22 protein-coding genes are annotated in these 21,314 nt (G+C 65.2%); 10 read left to right on the top strand and 12 right to left on the bottom strand.

Going from position 1 to position 21,314, the window contains the following annotated elements:
* Nucleotides 1-17: 17 nt before the first annotated feature.
* Both RAD10_RS01780 and RAD10_RS01775 read right to left on the bottom strand, forming a co-directional pair.
* Nucleotides 18-1,247: an ABC transporter substrate-binding protein gene (locus RAD10_RS01780; RefSeq protein WP_165637778.1), complete on the bottom strand. Its 1,230-nt coding sequence runs from the start codon at nucleotides 1,245-1,247 to the stop codon at nucleotides 18-20.
* A 115-nt stretch (nucleotides 1,248-1,362) separates the two neighbouring features.
* Nucleotides 1,363-2,289, bottom strand: coding sequence for a class I SAM-dependent DNA methyltransferase (locus RAD10_RS01775; protein ID WP_461616082.1), 927 nt, complete (start codon nucleotides 2,287-2,289; stop codon nucleotides 1,363-1,365).
* 172 nt (nucleotides 2,290-2,461) lie between these two features.
* Between RAD10_RS01775 and RAD10_RS01770 the strand changes: the two genes are divergently transcribed.
* The 5 genes from RAD10_RS01770 to RAD10_RS01750 all read left to right on the top strand — a co-directional run bounded on the left by RAD10_RS01770 (nucleotide 2,462) and on the right by RAD10_RS01750 (nucleotide 7,949).
* Complete coding sequence (locus RAD10_RS01770; protein WP_461616567.1) at nucleotides 2,462-3,499, top strand: ligase-associated DNA damage response exonuclease; 1,038 nt, start codon at nucleotides 2,462-2,464, stop codon at nucleotides 3,497-3,499.
* A complete protein-coding gene (locus RAD10_RS01765) occupies nucleotides 3,496-5,373 on the top strand; it encodes an ATP-dependent DNA ligase (RefSeq protein WP_461616081.1) in 1,878 nt (625 codons plus the stop codon). Before RAD10_RS01770 ends, RAD10_RS01765 begins: the two co-directional genes overlap by 4 nt.
* Before the next feature lie 186 nt (nucleotides 5,374-5,559).
* Complete coding sequence (locus tag RAD10_RS01760) at nucleotides 5,560-5,865, top strand: DUF6460 domain-containing protein (protein ID WP_018320831.1); 306 nt, start codon at nucleotides 5,560-5,562, stop codon at nucleotides 5,863-5,865.
* Nucleotides 5,866-5,886: 21 nt separating this feature from the next.
* Nucleotides 5,887-6,621 (top strand): MBL fold metallo-hydrolase, encoded by a 735-nt coding sequence (locus tag RAD10_RS01755; RefSeq protein ID WP_461616080.1) that lies wholly within the window; start codon nucleotides 5,887-5,889, stop codon nucleotides 6,619-6,621.
* A 2-nt stretch (nucleotides 6,622-6,623) separates the two neighbouring features.
* Entirely contained in the window at nucleotides 6,624-7,949 is a 1,326-nt protein-coding gene (locus RAD10_RS01750) for an MATE family efflux transporter (protein WP_461616079.1), read from the top strand.
* 47 nt (nucleotides 7,950-7,996) lie between these two features.
* Here the strand turns inward: RAD10_RS01750 and RAD10_RS01745 are convergent, their stop codons facing one another.
* Together RAD10_RS01745 and RAD10_RS01740 are read right to left on the bottom strand one after the other, a co-directional pair.
* Nucleotides 7,997-9,094, bottom strand: a complete 1,098-nt coding sequence (locus RAD10_RS01745) for a quinone-dependent dihydroorotate dehydrogenase (protein ID WP_091965816.1) — start codon at nucleotides 9,092-9,094, stop codon at nucleotides 7,997-7,999.
* Complete coding sequence (locus tag RAD10_RS01740) at nucleotides 9,091-9,435, bottom strand: DUF952 domain-containing protein (RefSeq protein ID WP_018320827.1); 345 nt, start codon at nucleotides 9,433-9,435, stop codon at nucleotides 9,091-9,093. The genes RAD10_RS01745 and RAD10_RS01740 overlap by 4 nt, the downstream gene beginning before the upstream one ends.
* 308 nt (nucleotides 9,436-9,743) lie before the next feature.
* Here RAD10_RS01740 and RAD10_RS01735 point away from each other — a divergent pair, with 308 nt between their 5' ends.
* Nucleotides 9,744-10,394, top strand: coding sequence for a S24 family peptidase (locus tag RAD10_RS01735; protein WP_461616078.1), 651 nt, complete (start codon nucleotides 9,744-9,746; stop codon nucleotides 10,392-10,394).
* A gap of 12 nt (nucleotides 10,395-10,406) precedes the next feature.
* On the opposite strand, the gene RAD10_RS01730 is transcribed toward RAD10_RS01735, so the two are convergent.
* The 3 genes from RAD10_RS01730 to RAD10_RS01720 are packed head-to-tail and all read right to left on the bottom strand — an operon-like array spanning nucleotide 10,407 to nucleotide 12,112.
* Nucleotides 10,407-11,111 carry an aquaporin gene (locus tag RAD10_RS01730; protein ID WP_461616077.1) on the bottom strand — a complete coding sequence of 235 codons (705 nt, stop codon included), beginning with the start codon at nucleotides 11,109-11,111 and terminating at the stop codon, nucleotides 10,407-10,409.
* A gap of 8 nt (nucleotides 11,112-11,119) precedes the next feature.
* Nucleotides 11,120-11,611 (bottom strand): DUF3237 domain-containing protein, encoded by a 492-nt coding sequence (locus tag RAD10_RS01725; protein WP_461616076.1) that lies wholly within the window; start codon nucleotides 11,609-11,611, stop codon nucleotides 11,120-11,122.
* A 42-nt stretch (nucleotides 11,612-11,653) separates the two neighbouring features.
* The gene (locus RAD10_RS01720) at nucleotides 11,654-12,112 is read right to left on the bottom strand and encodes an ester cyclase (RefSeq protein WP_461616075.1); all 459 of its coding nucleotides are present in this window, start codon (nucleotides 12,110-12,112) and stop codon (nucleotides 11,654-11,656) included.
* 106 nt (nucleotides 12,113-12,218) lie between these two features.
* Here RAD10_RS01720 and RAD10_RS01715 point away from each other — a divergent pair, with 106 nt between their 5' ends.
* Nucleotides 12,219-12,830 carry a TetR/AcrR family transcriptional regulator gene (locus tag RAD10_RS01715; protein ID WP_461616074.1) on the top strand — a complete coding sequence of 204 codons (612 nt, stop codon included), beginning with the start codon at nucleotides 12,219-12,221 and terminating at the stop codon, nucleotides 12,828-12,830.
* A 106-nt stretch (nucleotides 12,831-12,936) separates the two neighbouring features.
* Entirely contained in the window at nucleotides 12,937-13,689 is a 753-nt protein-coding gene (locus RAD10_RS01710; protein ID WP_461616073.1) for a carbonic anhydrase, read from the top strand.
* Nucleotides 13,690-13,865: 176 nt separating this feature from the next.
* Here the strand turns inward: RAD10_RS01710 and RAD10_RS01705 are convergent, their stop codons facing one another.
* The 5 genes from RAD10_RS01705 to RAD10_RS01685 form a co-directional block, all read right to left on the bottom strand.
* Nucleotides 13,866-15,509: a lysine--tRNA ligase gene (locus tag RAD10_RS01705; protein WP_461616566.1), complete on the bottom strand. Its 1,644-nt coding sequence runs from the start codon at nucleotides 15,507-15,509 to the stop codon at nucleotides 13,866-13,868.
* Nucleotides 15,510-15,692: 183 nt separating this feature from the next.
* Nucleotides 15,693-16,637 carry a transporter substrate-binding domain-containing protein gene (locus RAD10_RS01700; RefSeq protein ID WP_461616565.1) on the bottom strand — a complete coding sequence of 315 codons (945 nt, stop codon included), beginning with the start codon at nucleotides 16,635-16,637 and terminating at the stop codon, nucleotides 15,693-15,695.
* A 253-nt stretch (nucleotides 16,638-16,890) separates the two neighbouring features.
* Nucleotides 16,891-17,481 (bottom strand): SCO family protein, encoded by a 591-nt coding sequence (locus RAD10_RS01695; protein WP_461616072.1) that lies wholly within the window; start codon nucleotides 17,479-17,481, stop codon nucleotides 16,891-16,893.
* Nucleotides 17,482-17,505: 24 nt separating this feature from the next.
* Nucleotides 17,506-17,700 carry a hypothetical protein gene (locus tag RAD10_RS01690; RefSeq protein WP_028140870.1) on the bottom strand — a complete coding sequence of 65 codons (195 nt, stop codon included), beginning with the start codon at nucleotides 17,698-17,700 and terminating at the stop codon, nucleotides 17,506-17,508.
* A 274-nt stretch (nucleotides 17,701-17,974) separates the two neighbouring features.
* Entirely contained in the window at nucleotides 17,975-18,445 is a 471-nt protein-coding gene (locus tag RAD10_RS01685) for a hypothetical protein (RefSeq protein ID WP_461616071.1), read from the bottom strand.
* A gap of 279 nt (nucleotides 18,446-18,724) precedes the next feature.
* Between RAD10_RS01685 and RAD10_RS01680 the strand changes: the two genes are divergently transcribed.
* Both RAD10_RS01680 and RAD10_RS01675 read left to right on the top strand, forming a co-directional pair.
* Nucleotides 18,725-20,383: an FAD-binding dehydrogenase gene (locus RAD10_RS01680; protein ID WP_461616070.1), complete on the top strand. Its 1,659-nt coding sequence runs from the start codon at nucleotides 18,725-18,727 to the stop codon at nucleotides 20,381-20,383.
* Between the two features lie 15 nt (nucleotides 20,384-20,398).
* Entirely contained in the window at nucleotides 20,399-21,304 is a 906-nt protein-coding gene (locus tag RAD10_RS01675) for a CE1 family esterase (RefSeq protein WP_461616564.1), read from the top strand.
* Nucleotides 21,305-21,314 lie beyond the last annotated feature (10 nt).

Below are 21,314 nucleotides of genomic sequence, written 5' to 3'. Positions count from 1 at the left end.
CGGCGGCGCGCCCCGGCCTATTCCGACATCGGCTTGTCGGAGATGTCCCAGTCCTTGCCGGTGAAGGTGGAGATGAAAAGCGTCTTCATCGGCGTGTAGTCTTCGGGCGTGTAGCTGTAGGTGACGCCGTCGAGGAAGTAGGGCGAATGGAAGCCTTTGAGGTTCGAGGCCTGCTTCAGCACGTTGGCGCGGGTGAGGTCGTCGCCACAGCGGCGCAGGATCTCGCCCATGGTCACGGCCTGGCCGTAGCCGGCGAAGGCGATGGTGTTGTCGGGGTCGATGGCCGGCGTGTACTTCTTGCGCAATTCCTCGAACGCCATCACGTCGGGGTCCTTCTCCCATTTGGGCAGGCCGACCTCCTTGTTGTAGCGGATGGCGACGATGCCGGTGGCGTTCTCGAGGCCCGCGGCAGTGAGGATCGAGCGGCCGGTTGAGCCGGCGGAAAGAAGCTGCAGCGGCTTCCAGCCGAGCTCGGCGACCTTCCGGATCGACTGCGACGACGCCTTGCCGGTCGAGATGTTGTAGAAGACGTCGGCGCCCGACTTCGAGAGGTTGATGAGCTGGGAATCGACGGTCGGCTCGGTGAGATCGTAGGTCTGCTCCATGATCACCTTTGCGGTGCCGCCGGCGTCCTCCAAAACTTTCTTGAAGGGACCGAGGAAGTCGCGGCCGAAATCGTCGTTCTGGTAGAGGATGCCGATCTTGGCGTTCGGCTTCACGCTGACGACGTGACGGGCCAGGATGCGCGCCTCGGTCGGATAGAGCGGCAGGCCCGCCATCGTCCATTTGAATTCTTTCGGATTATTCCACTTCGACGCGCCGGTGTTGAGCAGCAGCTGCGGCACGCCCTTGGAGTTCAGGTATTTATGCACGGCGGTCTGCGGCGCGGTGCCGAGCGAGCCGTACAGCGCAAGCACTTCCTCCTGCTCGACCAGGCGCCGCGTCGCCTCGACGCATTTCGGCGCGCTATAGGCATCGTCCATGGTGAGAAACTTGACCTTGCGTCCGTTGATGCCGCCCTTCTCGTTCAGCATCTGGAAATAGGCCTCGCCGATGCGCCCCAACACGCCGTAGAGCGAGCCGGGGCCGGAATGCGGCACGGTCTGCCCAATCTTGATCTCGGTGTCGCTGGCGCCGGCATCGTATTTCTTCTCCGCCGCCCAGACATACGGCGCGGGCAAGGTGGATGCGGCGATGGTGGCGAGCGCGGCGGCGCTGAAATCGCGCCGCGATGGATTCTTCGTCATTATTTGTTTCTCCCTGGCGAGGGCATTGTGCTGGCATCGCAGCTCGGCTCGCAAGTGGGAAGTCACGGCTTTGCGACGCAATGACGCTCAAATCACGGGGCGTTAGCGCCTAGACTCAAGTTTTCTCGGCCACGATCACGAGGCCGCTCACCGGCTCGTTGTTCTCGATCCGTGGAGAGGCGGGCTCCAGTGTCAAGAGCTTGAGGCCGGCCCTGGCGATCGCGCCGCGCACATATTCCGCCGAATGGGCATAGCGCAGGCCTTCGCCGAGAACGATGCCGCTGCCATCATGCGTCTCCAGCGTGAAAGCGAGCACGCCGCCGGATACAAGCACACGCCTGGCTTCGTTGAGCACCGGCGCGAGGTCGGAGAGATAGACGAACGCATCCGCGGCGACGACGAGGTTCGCGCATCCATCGCCTTTGCTGCGCAGCCCTTCCATCATGTCGGCGACTTCGAGCTCGGCGTAGAGGTTGGTGGCGCGCGCCTCCTTGATCATGCCGGGCGACAGATCAATGCCGATGAAATGGTCGACCTGCTTGGCGAAGGCGGCGGCTGCAAGCCCGGTGCCGCAGCCGAGATCGATGGTGCGCTTGAAGAAGGCCGGCTTCTTCGCGGCGACCCGCGCGGCCACCACCGCCTTGAAGATCAGCGCCGGGGCGCGATAGTCGAGATCGTTGACCAGTGTGTGCTCGAAGCGCGGCGCGTATTGATCGAACAGGGCCTGCACATAGGCCTTGGGCATTTCGGCCATCTGTGCGTCGCCGAGCCGCATCAGATGCAGGCCGGCCCCATGGTGGTCGTCGGGATCGGACCGCCGCGCTTCTCGAAACGCCGCGACGGCCTTGTCGCGCTCGCCGAGCCGCTGACGGATTTCGCCGAGCGTGAACCAGGCCGAGGTGAAGTCAGGCGCAAGCTCGATCGCCTGCTCTATGAGGTCAGCGGCGGCGGGCAGGTCGCCCTTGAGCTGGAGATCGCGCGCGAACTCGAAGCGGCGGTCGGCCATGAGATCGCCTGAGGACTGGAATAGGCGGAGGGGCATTGGAGGAACCGATTTTCATTGCCGGGCTTGACCCGCCTGCGGGGCCGAAGCCCCTCCGGCGCGGCGAAGGCCCGGCAATCCATCAAAAAAGGAACTCTTTAGGGGGATGGATGCGCGGGTCAAGCCCGCGCATGACCGGTGAATATCGGGGCCCCGTGACTATATGACCATCATGCGTCCGCAAGACATCCTGCTGCCAGTTGCTGCCGGCCTGTGCTGCAAGCCCGGCGGCTTCCATATCGACCCCGTCCGCCCGGTCGAGCGGGCCGTGATCACCCACGGCCATTCCGACCACGCCCGCGCCGGCCATGGTGCGGTGCTGGCGACGCAGGAAACGCTGGAGATGATGCGGCTGCGTTACGGCGAGAATTTTGCCGGCTCAACGCAAGTCATCCGCTATGGCGAGGAGATCCGGCTCGGCGACGTCTGCGTGAAATTCCACCCGGCCGGCCACGTGCTGGGCTCGGCGCAGATTGCTGTGACCTGCAAGGACACCTGCATCGTCGCCTCCGGCGACTACAAGGACGCGCCCGACCCGACCTGCACGCCGTTCGAGCTGGTGCCCTGCGATGTCTTTATCACCGAGGCGACGTTCGGGCTGCCGGTATTCCGGCATGGCGATGCGAGCGACGAGGTGAAGAAGCTGCTGGCCTCGGTCGCGCTGTTTCCGGAGCGCGCGCATCTCGCCGGGGCCTATTCGCTCGGCAAGGCGCAGCGCGTGATAGCGCTGCTGCGCGCGGCCGGCTATGACGCCCCGATCTATCTGCATGGCGCGATGGAGAAGATCACAGAGTACTATCAGAGCCGCGGAATCGATCTCGGCGAGCTCAGGCCGGTGAAGGGCGTGAAGAAGTCGGCGCTCGCCGGGACCATCACGCTGGCGCCGCCCTCGGCCACTTCCGATCTCTGGACGCGGCGGTTTCCCGATCCCGTCACCGCGTTCGCATCGGGCTGGATGCGCGTGCGCGCCCGGGCACGGCAGCGTGGCATCGAGCTGCCGCTGGTGATCTCCGACCACGCCGACTGGGACGGCCTCACCGCGACCATCGGCGCGACCGGTGCCGGCGAGATCTGGGTCACGCACGGCCAGGAAGATGCGCTGGTGCATTGGTGCCAGAGCAAAGGCCTGAAAGCGCAGCCGCTCGATCTCGTCGGCTATGGCGACGAGGAGGAAAGCGAGACGCCGGCCATTGACGAGGCCGAAGCATGAACCGCTTCGCCGAACTGCTGGACCGTCTCGCCTACGAGCCCGGCCGCAACAACAAGCTGCGGCTGCTCACCGGCTATTTCCGCGAGGTCGCAGACCCCGACCGCGGCTACGCGCTGGCTGCGCTCACCGGCGCGCTCAGCTTCAAGCACGCCAAGCCCGCCCTGATCCGCGAACTCATCGCATCGCGTACCGATCCGGTGCTGTTCGGCTTGAGTTACGACTATGTCGGCGATCTCTCGGAGACGGTGGCGCTGATGTGGCCGAGGCGCGGCGCAAATAGCGACGAGTCTTTTCCGGGCTACCCCTCTCCCCAACCCTCCACCACAAGGGGGGAGGGAGCGCAGCGCAGTGCGGCGTTGTCAGCGAGCACAATATCTCTCACCGATTTCCAAAGTGAGGGACGCACGAGCCTCTCCGTTCCTTCCCCCCTTGTGGGGGAGGGGCGGGGAGGGGGGTACTCCGGGCGAGATGCCAATGAGTCCTCTTACCCAAGCAACCACAACAACCCGCCACCCCCAACGCTCACCGAAGTCGTCACCACCCTCCGCACGCTCGGCAAGACCGAGCTGCCAAAACAGCTCGAGCGCTGGCTCGACGAGCTCGACGAGACCGGCCGCTGGGCGCTGCTGAAACTCGTCACCGGCGCGCTTCGCATCGGCATCTCGGCACGGCTGGCGAAGACTGCGGCCGCCGCGCTCGGCGACAAGGATCCGCATGAGGTCGAGCTGATCTGGCCTGGCCTTGCGCCACCCTATCTCGACCTGTTCGCCTGGCTGGAGGGCCGTGCCGAAAAGCCGGTCAATCGCGATCCCGCGCCGTTCCGCCCCGTGATGCTCGCGCATGCGATCGAGGACAGCGATTTCGCCGTGCTCGATCCCGCCGACTACATCGCCGAATGGAAATGGGATGGCATCCGCGTGCAGGCGGTGGCGGGCCGCGACGACCACGGCCACATCACGGCGCGGCTTTATTCGCGCACTGGCGAGGACATCACGGGGAGCTTTCCGGATCTCGTGCCGTCGCTGCGCCTGCCGGGCGCGATCGATGGCGAGCTGTTGATCCTGCGTGAGGGCCGTGTGCAGAGTTTCAACGTCCTGCAGCAGCGGCTCAACCGCAAGGTCGTCTCGCCCAAGCTGATCAAGGAGTTTCCGATTCAACTGCGCGCTTACGATCTGCTCGGCGACGACGAGAATGATCTGCGCGAGCTGCCGTTCGCGGAACGGCGCGAACGGTTGGAGACCTTCATCAAGGAGCTCGACGATCCCCGCATCGATCTGTCGCCCACCGTTGCCTTCGCCAACTGGGAAGCTTTGACTGCCGCACGCGCCGATCCCGCAAGTGCCGGTGCCGGCGAAGACGCGGACGCCGTCGAAGGCGTGATGCTGAAGCGACGCGATGCGCCTTATCTGCCCGGACGTCCCAAGGGCCAGTGGTGGAAGTGGAAACGCGATCCGCACATCATCGATGCCGTGCTGATGTATGCGCAGCGCGGCCACGGCAAGCGCTCGTCCTTTTATTCCGACTACACGTTCGGCGTCTGGACCGCAGGCGAGGGCGGTGACGAGCTGGTGCCGGTCGGAAAAGCCTATTTCGGCTTCACCGACGAAGAGCTGCTGCAGATCGACCGCTTCGTCCGCCGCAACACCACGGAAAAATTCGGCCCCGTCCGCCATGTCGTGCACGAGGGCGACAAGGGCTTGGTGCTGGAGGTGGCGTTCGAGGGGCTGCAGCGCTCGCCGCGACATAAATCCGGCGTCGCCATGCGCTTCCCCCGCATCAGCCGGCTGCGCTGGGACAAGCCGCCGCGCGAGGCCGATCGGCTGGAGACGCTGGAGAGGATGCTGAAGGCGGAGGCAGTGGAGATTGAGGCATGAGGAAGATGGCTCGATTGCGGCCACGAAGGCAGTGCACCCCCTCTCCCGCAAGCGGGAGAGGTTGGGAGCCCGCGGCACGCGCGTGCCCGAATTAAAACGCGGTAAGCTGATTGACGGTCGGGCCGGGGTTCCCCATCTGCCTCGCCGTGCCCTATAATGGGTCGAATCCGCCTACAGGAGTTTGAGATGGTCCAAGACGTCAGAGATTTGCCGGCCGGCCGCAACGACGGGCTGAACCGCTTTCTCGGCGGCTCGCCGCTGGCGGTCGCGTTTCGCCTGGTCCTGCTCTCGATCCTGGTCGGCGTCGTGCTCGCCGCGATCGGCTTCGATCCCTGGAACATCCTCACCAGCATTCGCCTCTTGTTCCAGCGGCTGTGGGATCTCGGCTTCGACACCATCAACTGGCTGTGGCGCTACTTCCTGCTCGGCGCGGTCATCGTGATCCCGATCTGGCTGCTCTCGCGCGTGTTCGGCACGCCGCGCGGCCGGTGAGATTTTGAAGGTCCGCAGCCGATGCAATTGCGCTTTGTCGGCTGCGGCGATGCTTTTGGCTCCGGCGGCAGACTCAATACCTGCTTCCACGTCTCGGGGCGCGAGGCCAACTTCCTGATCGACTGCGGTGCGTCGGCTCTGCCGGCGCTGAAGCGGCTCGAGATCGCGTGCGAGGACATCGATCTCATCCTGGTCACGCATTTCCACGGTGATCATTTTGCCGGGCTGCCGTTTGTCCTGCTCGACGCCCAATTCTCGCGGCGGACGCGGCCGCTGACGATCGCGGGCCCGCAAGGCATCGAGACGCGGCTGCGCGAGGTGATGGAGGCGCTGTTCGAGCACTCCTCGAAGACACAGCAGCGCTTCGAGCTTGATGTCGTCGAGCTCTCGCCCGAGCAAAGCCGGACATTCGGCACCGTGACGGTGACGCCCTACCCGGTCGTGCATGGCGAATCCGGTGGCCCCTTCCTCGCCTACCGCGTCGAGGCCGAGGACCGCACGCTCGCCTACAGCGCCGATACCGAATGGACGGAGACGCTCATTCCGCTGGCGCACGGCGCGGATCTTTTCATCGCTGAAGCCTATATGTACGAGAAGGTGGTCAAGAACCATCTCAGCCTGAAGACCTTGGAACAGCATCTGCCCGCGATCGGCGCCAAGCGGCTCGTCCTCACCCATATGAGCGATGACATGCTGTCGCGCCTCGAAGCTCTGCCCCATATGGCGGCCGAGGACGGCATGGTCGTCGTGTTCTGACCATGCACGCGCCCGGCCATCCCAAAGTCGGCACACGTGAAGTGTTCGCCATCGCCGGTCCGGCGATGGTCGCGAACCTGACCACGCCGCTGATCGGCATTGTCTCGACCACGGCGATCGGCCGTCTCGACGATGCCGCGCTGCTCGGCGGCGTGGCGATGGCCTCGGTGATCTTCGACTGCCTGTTCTGGCTGTTCGGCTTCCTGCGGATGAGCACGCTCGCCTTCACCGCGCAATCGCTGGGCGCGGGTGACACGCGCGAGCCGACCGCGATCCTGGCGCGCGGCTTCATCGTTGCCGGCCTGATCGGCGCCGCGCTGATCGTGGTGCAACTGCCGCTGGCCGCAGTGCTGTTCGACCTCATGGGCGGCAGCGAGGGTGTGACGGGGGCCGCGAAGACCTACTTCAAGATCCGGATCTGGTCATCGCCGTTCGCGCTCGCCAATTACGTCATCCTCGGCTGGTTGATCGGACAGGCCCGCGCCAATTCGGCTTTGTTGCTTCAGGTCGTCATCAACCTCGTCAACATGGCGGCGACGATCGTGCTGGTGCTGATCTACGACACCGGCATCACCGGTGCCGCGATCGCCGCGCTGTTGTCGGAAGCGGTCGGGTTCGCCCTCGGCGTGATGGTCTGCCGCCATTATGCCGACGGCGGCTTCGCCGTGCCGTACGCGACCCTGCTCGACCGCGACAAGCTGTTGCGGATGCTGGCGGTGAACACCGACATCCTGATCCGCACTGCGGCGCTGATCGCCGTATTCCTGTTCTTCACCGCCAAGGGCGCGCAGGCCGGCGACGTCACGCTGGCCGCCAACTCCGTGCTCAACAATTTCCTGCTGGTCAGCGCCTTCTTCCTCGACGGTCTCGCCAATGCAGCGCAGCAGCTCTGCGGCCGCGCCGTTGGCGCGCGCGATGCAAAGGGCTTTGCGGATTCGACCCGGCTGGTGCTGCTATGGGGCCTCGGCTTCGCGCTGGTGGTGTCGGGACTGTTCGCGCTGTTCGGGCCCGCCTTGATCGATTTCATGACGGCGAGTGACGACGTCCGCCATGCCGCGCGCGAATTCCTGCCGTTCGTCGTGCTCGTGCCCATCCCGGGCGTGTTCGCCTTCGGCTTCGACGGCATCTATATCGGCGCGACCTGGGCGCGCGAGATGCGCAATCTGATGCTGGCTTCGCTGCTGATCTTCCTCGCCGCCTGGTGGGCGCTGCAATCGCTCGGCAATGCCGGACTGTGGTGTGCGCTGATGGCCTCCTACCTCTCGCGCGGCGGCTTGCAGGCCGCACGCTATCCGGCGCAGTTCCGGGCGACGTTTTCGAAATCGTAGAAGAACCGTAGCCCGGACGATGACTGCGTCCGGGGCACGAGACCGCCTTACATCCCCGGCCAATCTTCCGCTGTGAGCGTCGCGGCATCGGCGCCGACGATCTCGGACAGCGAATCCCGGCCGGTGCGGAGCAGCGTCGAGGTGAGGTCGCGCTTGATCTCGTCGACGAGGCCGAGGCCCTTGTAGATCAGCGACGAATAGAGCTGGATCAGGCTCGCACCGGCGCGGATCTTCGTCAGCGCGGCACCGCCCGAATCCACGCCGCCGACCCCGATCAGCGGGAACGCGCCCTCGACGCGCACATAGGTCTCCGCGACCATGCGCGTCGACAGGCGGAACAGCGGCCGGCCGGACAGGCCGCCTTGCTCCTTGGCGCGCATCTCCTCGCGCAGCGTGCTCGGCCGCGCGATCGTCGTGTTCGACACGATCATGCCGTCGACACGGCGCGAGCGCGCCACCTGCACGACATCGTCGAGCTGGGCGAGGCTCAGATCCGGCGCGATCTTGAGCAGCACCGGCGTGTCGCCGGCCTTCTGCCTGACACGCTCGCGCGCGTCGATCACCCTGGCGAGGAGATCGTCGAGCAGGGCGCCTTCCTGCAAATTGCGCAGGCCCGGCGTGTTCGGCGAGGAGACGTTGACGGTGAAATAGCTCGCCACCGGCGCAAAGGTCTCGATCAGCTTGACGTAGTCGGCGACGCGGTCCGGCGAATCCTTGTTGGCGCCGACATTGACGCCGACGATGCCGCCGTGTTGCGCGCGCGCGGCAAGCCGGCGCAAGGCGACGTCGGCGCCGTCATTGTTGAACCCCATGCGGTTGATGACGGCCTCGTCGCGCTCCAAACGAAACAGCCGCGGCCGCGGATTGCCAACTTGCGGCTTCGGTGTCACCGAGCCGATCTCGACGAAGCCGAAGCCGAGCCGCAGCAATGCGTCCGGCACCTCGGCGCTCTTGTCGAAGCCCGCGGCCATGCCGATTGGATTGGGAAAGTTGAGCCCGAAGGCGCGCATCGCGAGCTTGGGATCGTCAGCGCGCGGCTTGACCGGCGGCAGGAAACGCAGGCCCTGGATCGCGAGGCGATGGGCGTCTTCCGGATCGAGCCAGCGCAGCACCGGCAGCGAAAAGGCGTCGAAAGCGCGGATCACGGCAGCAGCTCCGGAGTGTCGTGGCCGCCGTCCGAGCGGATGTTGAGGTTCATCACCGACAGCACCGCGCCGAGGTCGAGCTCGCCATAGAGATGTGGAAACAGCTCGTCATTGCGCGAGCGCTCCCAGCGCAGCTCGCTGCCGAGTGCGTCGCCATCGACCTCGACCAGGAACAGCGCGCGCTGTCCGACATAGTGCTTGCGCAAGGTCTCGGGAACCTGGGCAGCGGTGGAGAAATGGATGAAGCCGTCGCGCGCATCGTCCGCGCTGCCCCGGTAGACACCCTGCCGTTCCGCCTCACGCCAGGCCGAGGCCGGACAGATTTTGTAGATCTTGACCACCGCTTGCGCAGCCCTGTTTGCTCTTTGAGTCAGCTCTTTGAGTTTCTTGGGTTTTTTCGCCGCGTGCGGGTCCCCGAAACCCGGGCGCGACCGTAAAGGCCGCCCCTTCCGAACTCAAGGCTTAGAGCCTATTCCGTTCCGATGAAATCGGAACGGGGCTCTAGATTCCTGTTTTGGCGCGTTTTTCTTGAGGCGTACCGCTATCCACATCGCTTGAAGGCGCGCCTGCCCGCCGCCTCTTGCGCGGAAAACGGAAAACCGGTTGATTTGAGGATAGTTTTCCTGAGTTGCGACAGGCTGGACCTTGCATGGTCAGACAGGCCAAAGCGCAGAGGATACTGACACACGACCAGATCTGGGTTGCCCTGGATCGGCTGGCGGCGCGCGCCGGCCTGTCGCCGTCCGGCCTCGCCAAGCGCGCCGGGCTTGATCCCACCACCTTCAACAGGTCCAAGCGCGTTACCTCGGACGGCCGCGAGCGCTGGCCCTCGACCGAATCGATCGCAAAGGCGCTGGCCGCGGCCGACTCCTCGATCGAGAGCTTTGCGCGGCTGATCGATGATGACGCAGGCGACGGTCGCTCGGTACCGCTGCTCGGCTTCGCGCTGGCCGGCGCGAGCGGCGCTTTCGATGAGGCCGGCCTTCCATCCGGCAAGGGCTGGACCGAAATCGCGCTTCCCACCGAGGACAGCCACACATTTGCGCTGGAGATTTCAGGCGATGCGCTGCTACCCGCCTATCGCGACGGCGACCTCATCCTGGTCTCCCCCGGCGCGCCGATCCGCAAAGGCGATCGCGTGGTGGTGAAGACCAAAGGGGGCGAGGTGATGGTCGCGACGCTGGGGCGCCGCACCGCGAAGGCGCTGGAGCTTCAGTCGTTCGATGCGCCACAGGCCGGGCGCACGATGGCGGCGAGCGATGTGGCGTGGATCGCGCGCATCATATGGGCGAGGCAGTGACTTCGCTCTTCGTCAGCGCAAGTTCGGCACCAGCCAGCGAAACAACGCCACGGACGCCAGAGCGCCCAGCGTTTCCGCGACGAGGAAGCCGGGTACGTCGATCGGGCGAATTCCGGAGAACGTATCGGTGAATGCGCGCGCCAGGGCGACGGCGGGATTGGCAAAATCCGTGGCCGTGAACCAGAAGCCGGCCCCAATATAGGCGGCGACCGCGCCCGCAAGAGCAGACGGCCGCATGCGCGAGCAGGTCCACACCATTCCGATCAGGCCGAACGTGACCAGGAATTCGCTCAGCCATTGCGAGGGACCGCTGCGAAGATGGGATGACAGCGAGTAGGGCGGCACGTCGAACATCGCGTCAGCGATGGCAACACCAGCGACGGCGCCGACCAGCTGGGTTGGCACGTAGAATACGGCGACGCGAAGCGCGATGTCGCCGCGAAATGCCAGCACCAGCGAGACGAGCGGATTGAAATGGGCGCCCGACAACGGCGCGAGCCAGACGATCAGGGCATAGAGTGCGGCACCCGTCGAGAGCGCATTGGCGAGCAAGGCAAGAGCGACATTGCCGGCTGCAAGCCTCTCGCCGAGAATACCAGAGCCCACGATCGCGACCAGCAGGTAGGCGGTGCCCAGTCCCTCCGCGACCAGTGACCGCGCGAGCGAGGGTTTGGCATTGCGGTCGCCGGCACAACGCAGCTCGCTCAACGCATCCACGGAGGCTCTCACAGCACTTCGAAGATCTTGTAGGCGACGGCACCTTCGACGAGGTAGCCCTTGCCGACGCAAACGACGTCGTTGAGCCAGGCATAGGTCTGCGAGCCGGTCTCGAACAGCGGATTGGTGCGGAAGTAATATCCGGCGGGATCGACCTTGGTACGTTGCGCGGGATCCGCCATCTCGGCGCGCAAAGCCTGCGGCGTCACCCAGCGGCCGCCATAGGTCATGTAGATCAGCTCGCCATCATGCGTCCCCAGCGACAGGCGGACATCGAGCGTCATGGTGCCATCGGCGCGGAACAAGGCCCAGTCGCCGCCGCCCCGCAGCACCTCGCCGCGCAGGCGCGGGCCTTCGAACGAGCCCTTGGCCGCCCCGAACAGCACGCGCTGCCCGACCGGCCCGGCGCCGAAATTAAGGCGCGGATCGAGGTCGACAACGATGTCGAAGAGAAGTCTGGTCGCGAGGTCACCGACGGGCTTGATGCGGGGATCGGCCATGGTCTGACGCTCCTGTTTCGTGGATGTAGTTGCGTCGGCGAGCTACGCTGCCTGCGTGGCTTCGCCGAACAGCTTGCGCCTGACCGCGTCGGTCGAGACCCCGGATTGGGCGCAGAGCTCGGAGAGATCGAAGACGAAGCGCTCATACGCGATCTTGTCGTCGCGAAAGGCGAAGGCGATGAACACCGGCAGCTCGGCGCGACGGCCGTTCGGCACGGCCCCGAAGCGATCCCCCGTCATCGTCATCCGCGCGGTGCCCCAGCAGACCAGCGTGTCGGCGGAATTGGCGTGGCCATCGAGCGTGACGTGATAGTCCGGGAACGACTTGAAGAAGCGCGTCAGGATGCGCTCGTTTTCGGCAAGACCCTGCGCCCTGGTGCCGAAGGCCGGCGTCTCCAGCACCATGTCCGGATGCAGGACTTCCAGCGCCGCTGGGACATCCTGCCGGCTCTTCGCGATCGCCAGACTTTCCGCCAGCTCAAACATGCGTCTGCCGTCCATGGCCTGCCTCGCCAAATTCGTTATAGACATTCTACGTGTCTAATACATACATCGTGTATGTTATAAGCGGTTTGATACCGACGCGTCAAGCATTAGGTTGCGCGCGATGCGGGCGAAGGATCCTCCGAGAAGTCGTCGGGAAGAGTACAGCGAAGCCACACGGCAAGCGCTGCTCGATGCCGGCCGCGAAGCGTTTGCGGCCCACGGGTTTCAGGCCGCCGGCATGGAGGCGATCTCACGGGCGGCGCGGGTCACGCGCGGCGCGTTCTACCATCACTTCGAGGACAAGAAGGCGCTGTTCGACGCCGTGGTGGTTGCCATGCAGCGCGACGCGGCCGCCAGAATCGAGATCGCGGCACGGAATGAGCGCAAGATCTGGGATCGTCTCACCGCCGGCATCGACGCCTATCTCGACGCCTGCGAAGAGCCGGACTATGCACGCATCGTCATCCAGGAAGCGCAAGCCGTGCTCGGCGAGCCGCGTTATCGCGAGATCGAGGAGACCTATCCGACCGCGCTCCTGATCGCGACCCTGCGGGCCCTGAAGCGCGATGGCGAGTTGCACGCGGACGATGTCGATCTGCTCAGCCGGATGATCGACGCCATGATCTGCAAGATCGGACTGCTGCTGCCCCACGCCGACGATTCCAGGAAGCTGCGCAGAAACGGGCAGAAGATCGTCGCGGCCGTGCTGGAGACCTTTCGCCAGAAGGTCTGAATCCGCTCCCGGCTCGCGTCACTCCTGCATCGCCATTGCGACTCACCGCCGCTCTCGCATAGGTTGCGGCCGATATTGCCAATCAAGTTCATCTTAGGGGGATATGATGAATCGCCGTCACGCATTGAAGGCTCTCGCGGGTCTTGCGCTTTGTCCGCTCTGCAAGCCAGCCTTCGCAGCCGAAGGCGCGCATTGGAGCTATGAGGGCGTCGGCGGCCCGGCCAAATGGGGCGATCTCGACGCGGCCAACAAGGCCTGCGCGGTCGGCCTGCAGCAGTCGCCGATCGACATCGAGGGGACGATCAAGTCGCAATTGCCGGTTCTGAAGCTGAACTGGGGCAAGAGCGCCGACACCATCGTCAACAACGGACACACGATCCAGCTCAACTTCGCCGAGGGCAGCACGTTGATGCTCGGCGACGTCAAGTACAAGCTGCTTCAGGTGCACTTCCACCGGCCGAGCGAGCACATGATCGGCGGCAAGAATTTTCCGATGGAGGCGCATTTCGTCCATCGCAACGAAGCCGGCGGCCTCGCCGTGGTCGGCGTGCTGATGGCCGAGGGCAGGCCGAACCCGGCCTTCGGCAAGATCGTCAAGTCCATGCCGGCGGCGGAAGGCCCGGCGGTGAAGGCGGATGCGGGCATCGACCCGCACGCCATGCTGCCGCAAAAACTGAGTTACTTCCGCTATCCCGGCTCGCTGACGACCCCGCCCTGTTCGGAAGTGGTCGAATGGCTGCTGCTGACCACCCCGATTCAGGTGTCCGCCGCTGACGTCGCCGCGTTCGCAAAACTCTATCCGATGAACGCGCGCCCGGTGCAGAAGGACAACCGGCGTTACGTGCTAAGGTCGATCTGAGCTGGCGCTCCACACACCACTGTCGTCCCGGCGAACGCCGGGACCCATACCGCGTGATCTATCGGACGGTGGCGGTCGTCATACCGGAGTGAGCGCGACTAAGAGTCTTCGCCTAACTGCTCCCTGGGGTTATGGGTCCCGGCTTTCGCCGGGACGACGTCGGGAGAGAGCTGGTCTCACGCGCTCCGCGCCAGCGCGCCGTCGATCATGTTGACGGCGTTCTGCACGCCGTACACCGCGACGAAGGAGCCGAAGCGCGGGCCCTTCTCCTGGCCGAGCAGCACCTGATAGAGCATGTTGAACCAGTCCAGCGTGACGCCGGGACGGCCGTCCTTGCCCTTCTTGACCTGGTCGAGGAAGGGCTCGCGGCGGCCGATCTCGTAGACGACGTTCTGGATGTCCTCGGCAGATGCGTTCTGCGCAAGCTGTGACAGCGCATCGCGCAGGTCCTGCAGCGCGCTGCGCTCGTTGTCCGAGGGCACGCGGAACTGCTTCGTCGGCGCGACGAAGTCGCGGTAGTAATTGATGGCGTAGCCGACCATCGCATCGAGCTTCGGATGTGTCTGCGGCGAGACGCCCGGACGATAGCGGCCAATAAAACCCCACAGCGTCTCGGCATTCTCCGCGTTTGACGACGACACCAGCGTCAGCAGGAGCTGGAAGGTGACGGGCATGTCGCCCCGCGGTGGCTTGCCGTTGTGGATGTGCCAGACCGGATTGCCGAGCTGCTGCTTGTCATCCTGCCGGGCAAAGCCGTCGATGAACTGCTGATAATCGTCGACGTTGCGCGGGATGACGTCGAAATACAGCCGCTTGGCCGCCTTGGGCTCGCGATACATGAACAGCGACAGCGATTCCGGCGAGGCGTAGCGCAGCCACTCGTCGATGGTCAGGCCGTTGCCCTTCGACTTCGAGATCTTCTGGCCCTGCTCGTCGAGGAAGAGTTCGTAATTGAAGCCCTCGGGCGGCGTGGCGCCGAGCGCCCTGGCGATCGCGCCGGAGAGCTTCACGGAGTCGATCAAATCCTTGCCGGCCATCTCGTAGTCGACGCCGAGCGCGACCCAGCGCATCGCCCAGTCGGCCTTCCACTGACACTTGACGTTGCCGCCGGTGACGGGCGTTTCGACTTCCTGGTTCGTGTCGGGGTCGACATAGGTCACGGTGCCGGCCGCAACGTCGCGGCGGATCATCGGCACCTGCAGCACGACACCGGTGGTCTTGCTGATGGGCAGGAACGGCGAATAGGTCGCGCGGCGATCGGGCCCTAGCGTCGGCAGGATGATCGCCATCACCTTGTCGTAGGCAGCTAACATCTTGAGAAGCGTCGCGTCGAAGCGGCCTGAGGTGTAGTAGTCCGTCGAGCTCGCGAACTCGTAGTCGAAGCCGAAATGATCCAGAAACGCGCGCAGGCGCGCGTTGTTGTGCGCACCGAACGAGGGGTACTCGTTGGAGAACGGATCTGGCACCCGCGTCAGCGGCTTGCCGAGATGCGCGGCCAGCATCTCCTTGTTGGGAACGTTGTCCGGCACTTTCCGAAACCCGTCCATGTCGTCGGAGAACGCCAGGAGGCGCGTCTTGACCTTGTCCTCGGTCAGCACGCGGAAGGCATGGCGCACCATCGAGGTGCGCGCGACCTCGCCGAACGTGCCGATATGCGGCAGGCCGGATGGTCCGTAGCCGGTCTCGAACAGCACCTCGTCCTTCGGGCTTTTCTTCAGCCGCGCGACAATGGCCTTCGCCTGCTCGAACGGCCAGGCGTTGGATTGTTCGGCGAGCGCACGCAAATCGCTCGGGCTCATGTTGGGATCGATAACGGACATCAAGAAGGGCCTCCGGGCCGCGGAAAATAGCGATTTCCGGGCAGAATGCAAAAGTTGCGGAGCAACTATCGCGGGGATCGTAGGGTGGGCAAAGCGAAGCGTGCCCACCACCTCAAAGACGTGGGCACGGCGCTGACGCGCCTTTGCCCACCCTACGGCAGTTTGCTCGTCGCGAGCGCAGGGCTAGAACGGGCTCACCGAGAAATACCGCAGCCACAGGTCGGTGTAGCGGCCTTTTTCCCAGACGCGGAACAGGGCCCAGTTCAGGGCCTGGCGCAGCACGTCATTGCCCTTGCGGACGGCGATGCCGATGCCTTCGCCGAAGAAACGGCTCTCGACGAAAGGGCCGCCGGAGAAGGCGCAGCAATCGCCGGAATCGGTGCCGTTGATCCAGAACGCCAGCGAGATGGCGTCGCCGAAGATGAAATCGACCTCGCCCTTGCGCAAAGCGCTGCGGAGCGCGTCGTCATTGGGATAGCCGTGCAGCTCGGCGTCGGTGAACATCGCCTTGAGATAGGCCTCGTGCGCGGAGCCGGCGACGACGCCAACCTTCTTGCCCTCGAGATATTCGGGCCGGATCTCCGGCATCACCGCGTCCTTGCGCGAGGCGAAGCGGGCCGGCACGCGGTAATAGGGATCGGTGAAGTCGACGCGGGCGCGCAGCTGCGGGCTGACCGCCATCGAGGCGATGATGGCATCGCCGCGGTTGGAGGAGAGCGCGTCGACCAGCGTCTCGAAGCGGCGCATCTGCACCGTGCAGGTGACCTTGATCTCCTCGCACAGCGCGCGGGCCAGATCGACGTTGAAGCCGGCCGGGTTGCCGTCGGCGCCCGTGAAATTGAACGGCGGATAGTCGGTCTCGGTCAGGAAGCGGATCACGGTAAGGCGCGACAGGTCCGGCCGCTCCGGTCGCCGCCGCGGGTCCCAGAAGCCGGGCACGGCCTGCGGGGCGGCCTGCGCGACCCGAGGTGGGGCTTGCTGCGTCCCCTGGGGCGGCGGGGGAGGCTGCTTGGCCGGGGCCTGCGCCTCGGCGCCGGGAAGGCCTGCGAGCAGGCAGGCGCCGACGGCTAGCCCCGCCAGCAAGCTACGAGCAGATTTGGACGATTTCGCCTGTTGCGATGGAGCCATCGGCCGGAAATGAACGAATTTCATTGGGATCGGAGGGCGTTATAGACCATCCCGACGGGAACGCGAGCATGGAATGCAGCCAAGTCGAGGTGCGCTCCCTCTCCCGCTTGCGGGGGGAGGGCCGGGGTGGGGGTATCTCCGCGGGCGAGAGCCCCAATGTGGAGAGAGCCCCCACCCGGCGCGCTGTGCGCGCCGACCTCCCCCGCAAGCGGGAGAGGTTGCACCGAGAATGCCGCTCGATCCTGCGCTCTTCTCAGAGATACTTCTTCAAATCCGCCGCCGCCTCGTCCGGCGTCCGCTTCAGGTTGAACGGCGACACGAACCGGCCGTCGCGGTCCATCAGATAGATCAGCGCGGTGTGGTCCATGGTGTAGTCGCCGTCCTTGGTCGGGACCTTCTTGGCGTAGACCCGGTAGGAGGTGATGACCTTGGCGGTCTCGGCGGGATCGCCGGATAGACCTTCGAGATGCGGATCGAAGCTCGACAGATACTCCTTCATGGTCGCCGGCGTATCGCGCTCGGGATCGACCGAGATGAAGACGGCATTGACCTTGTCGGCATCCTTGCCCAGCGCGCGCAGCACCTCCGAGATCTCGAACAGCGAGGTCGGGCAGACATCGGGGCAGTGGGTGTAGCCGAAGAAGATGAGGGTCGGCTTGCCCTTCAGGCTCTTGTCGGTGATAGCCTTGCCGTTCTGGTCGGTGAGCTGGAACGGGCCGCCGATCGCGGCCGGCTGCGCCACCTTGCTGACCCCGCCCATGGCCCAGAACATGATCAGGAGGCCGACAACGAGGCTTGCGGCAAAGGCGGTCGCGATCACCAGCGGACGGGCGGCGGAACTCATGAGCGGAAAACTTCCTGTGGCGGATCAGAAGCAGGCGGCGAAACCGGTCCTGATCATCTCGAAGAACATCTGCGTGCCGTAGTGGAACCACAGCGCCAGCGCGCCGAGCACCAGCAATCCGCCGATCCCCGCGCCCGCCAACAGCAGCACGAACGGCGTCCGGCCGGCAGTGGGCGAATTGTCCTGTAGCGGATGCGACGGGTGCAGCGGTTGAGCCATGACAACGATCGGGGCGAAGGTCGGGGTTCCCTGCCTTCCAAATAGGCGCTGGGGCGTGGCCGGGCAAGCGCGGCGGAAGGGGGCGGGGATCACGAGGGCGGAAGTGCGTCCCATCCTCGTCATGCCCGTGCTTGTCCCGCCTGCGCGGCCGAAGCCGCTTCGGCGCGGCGAAGGCCCGGGCATCCACGCGCTTTTCACCGAGCCCAAAAACGTGGATGGCCGGGACAAGCCCGGCCATGACGAAAGAGCAGCGCTAGAAGTGACGAACGTGCCCCTACCGCGGCGCCGGCCTATTGGCCGAGGCTTGCGCGTCCAGGTAGCAGGGCTTGTACATGGCCTGGAGCTGCTTGCCCTTCAGGAACAGCATGTGCGGGGTGAGGCCGCCGCGCTGGGTGATCCAGCGTTTCACCTGCGACGGATACATCGCGTAGAGCATCTGGGTGGCTTCGGCATTGGTGACGGCGCGGCCGTTGGTGCCGAAATCCCAGGCGGCGTGGAAGCCCAGCGTCGCGTGCGAGGTCACGCAGATGCGGTCGTGCGGGATGGCGCCGAGGACGATGGTGCAGGCCGAGGCGCAGAGGCCGTCGATGATGACGGTGTCACCTGATTGCCGCAGGTCCTGGTATTTGTCGACATAAGTTCCGATCCGGCCACCGCGGTCATCCGCGATCCGAACCACCGCGTGAGAAGCCCCCATGCAAGCGATCAGGAGAACCGCCGCAAGCAACCCCGTCAGAAACTTCATTGTCCCCCGCCCCAGTCGAATTCGAATCTGCGTGTTCGGTGGTGATGCGCGACTAGCGTCTGTCGTAACCGCGGTTTTGTCTAGGCAGACCGGCTCGCTCAAAACAAATTCAAATCCAGTGTTGCGTCCGCGCTGCACCCGATGGGTCTCTATCCCAAAGTGGAACAAGTTAATGATGTCTTATGCGTCACACCCTTGATCTCAGTTACAACCGCTGGCTTCAATCCGGGCGACTACAGGGAGGAACCTGTGGAGGGGGAATCATGGAGGGGGAAATACATGGCTGAAGAGACTGACGTCATCGTTGTCGGCGCGGGACTATCGGGACTGGTTGCCGCAACCGAGATCGCGGACGCGGGCAAGCGCGTGATCGTGGTCGACCAGGAAGGCGAGCAGTCGCTTGGCGGCCAGGCGTTCTGGTCGTTCGGCGGATTGTTCCTGGTCGATTCGCCCGAGCAGCGCCGGCTCGGCATCAAGGATTCCTTCGACCTGGCCATGCAGGACTGGATCGGTGCCGCCGGCTTCGACCGCGACGAGGACTTCTGGCCGCGGCAATGGGCCGAGGCCTATGTGGCATTCGCGGCCGGCGAGAAGCGCGCCTGGCTGCGGGCGATGGGCCATCGCATCTTCCCCGTGGTCGGCTGGGCCGAGCGCGGCGGCTATGACGCGATGGGTCACGGCAATTCGGTGCCGCGTTTTCACGTCACCTGGGGCACCGGGCCCGGTATCGTCGAACCGTTCGAGCGCCGCGCGCGCGAGGCGATGAAAAGCGGCCGGCTGAGCTTCAGGTTCCGCCACCGCGTCGATGCGCTCTCGATCACCAACGGCGCGGTGGACGGCGTCAGCGGTGCCGTTCTCGCCCCCGATACGGTCGAGCGCGGCAAGAGCTCCTCGCGCAGCGTCGTCGGCGAGTTTGCGCTGAAGGCGCAGGCCGTGATCGTGGCGTCCGGCGGCATCGGCGGCAATCACGAGCTGGTGCGGCAGAACTGGCCGAAGCGGCTGGGCGATCCCCCGAAATTCATGATCTCCGGCGTGCCCGAACATGTCGACGGCCGCATGATCGGCATCACCGAGAAATCAGGCGCGCGGCTGATCAACCGCGACCGCATGTGGCATTATGTCGAGGGCATCCAGAACTGGAATCCCATCTGGCCGCGCCACGGCATCCGCATCCTGCCCGGCCCCTCCTCGATGTGGTTCGACGCAACAGGCACGCGGCTGCCGGCGCCGCTGTTCCCCGGCTCCGACACGCTTGGCCAGCTCAAATACATCATGTCGACCGGCTATGATTATTCCTGGTTCATTCTGACTCAGAGCATCATCAAGAAGGAGTTCGCGCTGTCGGGCTCGGAGCAGAATCCCGACCTCACCGGCAAGAGCTGGCGCATGACCTTGCGCCGCGCCACCAACAAGGGCGCCCCCGCGCCGGTCGAGGCATTCAAAAGCCACGGTGTCGACTTCATCGTACGCGACAAGATCGAGGACCTTGTCGCGGAGATGAACAAGCTTGCCGGCAGCGACCTCCTCAAGCTCGAGCACATCAGGATGCAGATCGAGGCGCGCGACCGCGAGATCGCCAATCCCTACGTCAAGGACGCGCAGGTGATGAACATCCACAATGCGCGCCGCTATATCGGCGACAGGCTCATCCGCACCGCTTCCCCGCACAGGATCCTGGATCCCGCGCAGGGGCCGCTGATCGCGGTCAAGCTCAACATCCTCACCCGCAAGACGCTGGGCGGCTTCGAGACCGATCTCGACTCGCGTGTGTTCGGCAGCGAGGGCAGTGTCATTCCCGGCCTCTATGCGGTCGGCGAAGCCGCCGGCTTCGGCGGCGGCGGCGTGCACGGCTATCGCTCGCTGGAAGGCACCTTCCTCGGCGGCTGCCTGTTCTCGGGCCGCAATGCGGGCCGGGCCGCGGCGAAAGCGGTAGGCTAGATCGTGCGGCGGTGGATGTGCATCGGGGCGGTGGTTGCTGCATTGGCCGCCGCATCAGTCGCATCCGCCGAGACGATCGACGTCAACGGCGCAAAGCGCTCCTACAGTGCGCAATTGCCGGCCAGGAAGCCAGCACCGCTCGTCATCGTGCTGCACGGCAAGACCCAGCGCGGCGCCGACATGATCGCGCGGACGGCGTGGCCGCAGGTCGCCAAGCGCGAGGGCCTGGCCGTGGTCTTTCCTGATGGCCTCAACCATGCATGGGCGGATGCGCGAACGAAGGCGGGGCCGGCGCTGCGCGGCCCGCCGGTGGGCACCGACGACGTCACCTTCCTCGCAAAGCTCGTCGAGAAACTGGTGGCCGACGGCACCGCAGATGCAAAGCGCGTCTTCATCGCGGGCGTCTCCAATGGCGGCGCCATGGCGATGACCATGGCCTGCGCCCGCGCCGATCTGTTTGCGGCCGGTGCGAGCGTGATCATGAATCTCACCGACGAGGCCGCCGTCACCTGCCATCCGTCACGGCCGCTGCCGATGCTGCTCATGAACGGCACGGCCGACCCGCTGGTCCCTTACGCGGGAGGACGCGGGTCGAGCTATTTTGCCGCAGACGGGTTCTGGTCGACCGAGGAGACGCTGGCGTTCTGGCGCAAGCTCAATGGCTGCGAGACCGACGATGCCAGCGTGACCGACTTGCCCGACAAGGCGTCTGCAGACCAATCGACAGTGACCCGGATCTCATCGCGCTGCCCGAGGGGACACGACGTCGTGCTCTATCGCATCAACCATGGCGGCCACCGCATGCCTGGATTTTCTCCGGATGCCCGCTTCCCGAGGGTCGCAGCCGGCCTGCTCGGGCCGCAGAACGGCGACATCGATGGCGCCGAGACAATCTGGGCTTTTTTCAGTCAGTTTCCGTGAGGCGCACATG

The organism is Bradyrhizobium sp. 23AC (genome assembly GCF_054863025.1).
The sequence above is the reverse complement of the archived record's forward strand: the minus strand, read 5'-3'. Positions and strand labels throughout refer to the sequence as shown.

Coding starts and splice junctions, on each gene's coding strand:
- RAD10_RS01725 (WP_461616076.1), bottom strand. CDS start 11,611: ATGGCCGATCCCCGCATCAAGCCCGTCGGTGACCTCGCGACCAGACTT.
- RAD10_RS01700 (WP_461616565.1), bottom strand. CDS start 16,637: ATGGCTCCATCGCAACAGGCGAAATCGTCCAAATCTGCTCGTAGCTTG.
- RAD10_RS01685 (WP_461616071.1), bottom strand. CDS start 18,445: ATGAAGTTTCTGACGGGGTTGCTTGCGGCGGTTCTCCTGATCGCTTGC.
- RAD10_RS01775 (WP_461616082.1), bottom strand. CDS start 2,289: ATGCCCCTCCGCCTATTCCAGTCCTCAGGCGATCTCATGGCCGACCGC.
- RAD10_RS01710 (WP_461616073.1), top strand. CDS start 12,937: ATGAATCGCCGTCACGCATTGAAGGCTCTCGCGGGTCTTGCGCTTTGT.
- RAD10_RS01735 (WP_461616078.1), top strand. CDS start 9,744: ATGGTCAGACAGGCCAAAGCGCAGAGGATACTGACACACGACCAGATC.
- RAD10_RS01760 (WP_018320831.1), top strand. CDS start 5,560: ATGGTCCAAGACGTCAGAGATTTGCCGGCCGGCCGCAACGACGGGCTG.
- RAD10_RS01765 (WP_461616081.1), top strand. CDS start 3,496: ATGAACCGCTTCGCCGAACTGCTGGACCGTCTCGCCTACGAGCCCGGC.
- RAD10_RS01675 (WP_461616564.1), top strand. CDS start 20,399: ATGTGCATCGGGGCGGTGGTTGCTGCATTGGCCGCCGCATCAGTCGCA.
- RAD10_RS01750 (WP_461616079.1), top strand. CDS start 6,624: ATGCACGCGCCCGGCCATCCCAAAGTCGGCACACGTGAAGTGTTCGCC.
- RAD10_RS01755 (WP_461616080.1), top strand. CDS start 5,887: ATGCAATTGCGCTTTGTCGGCTGCGGCGATGCTTTTGGCTCCGGCGGC.
- RAD10_RS01680 (WP_461616070.1), top strand. CDS start 18,725: ATGGCTGAAGAGACTGACGTCATCGTTGTCGGCGCGGGACTATCGGGA.
- RAD10_RS01720 (WP_461616075.1), bottom strand. CDS start 12,112: ATGGACGGCAGACGCATGTTTGAGCTGGCGGAAAGTCTGGCGATCGCG.
- RAD10_RS01715 (WP_461616074.1), top strand. CDS start 12,219: ATGCGGGCGAAGGATCCTCCGAGAAGTCGTCGGGAAGAGTACAGCGAA.
- RAD10_RS01770 (WP_461616567.1), top strand. CDS start 2,462: ATGCGTCCGCAAGACATCCTGCTGCCAGTTGCTGCCGGCCTGTGCTGC.
- RAD10_RS01780 (WP_165637778.1), bottom strand. CDS start 1,247: ATGACGAAGAATCCATCGCGGCGCGATTTCAGCGCCGCCGCGCTCGCC.
- RAD10_RS01705 (WP_461616566.1), bottom strand. CDS start 15,509: ATGTCCGTTATCGATCCCAACATGAGCCCGAGCGATTTGCGTGCGCTC.
- RAD10_RS01690 (WP_028140870.1), bottom strand. CDS start 17,700: ATGGCTCAACCGCTGCACCCGTCGCATCCGCTACAGGACAATTCGCCC.
- RAD10_RS01695 (WP_461616072.1), bottom strand. CDS start 17,481: ATGAGTTCCGCCGCCCGTCCGCTGGTGATCGCGACCGCCTTTGCCGCA.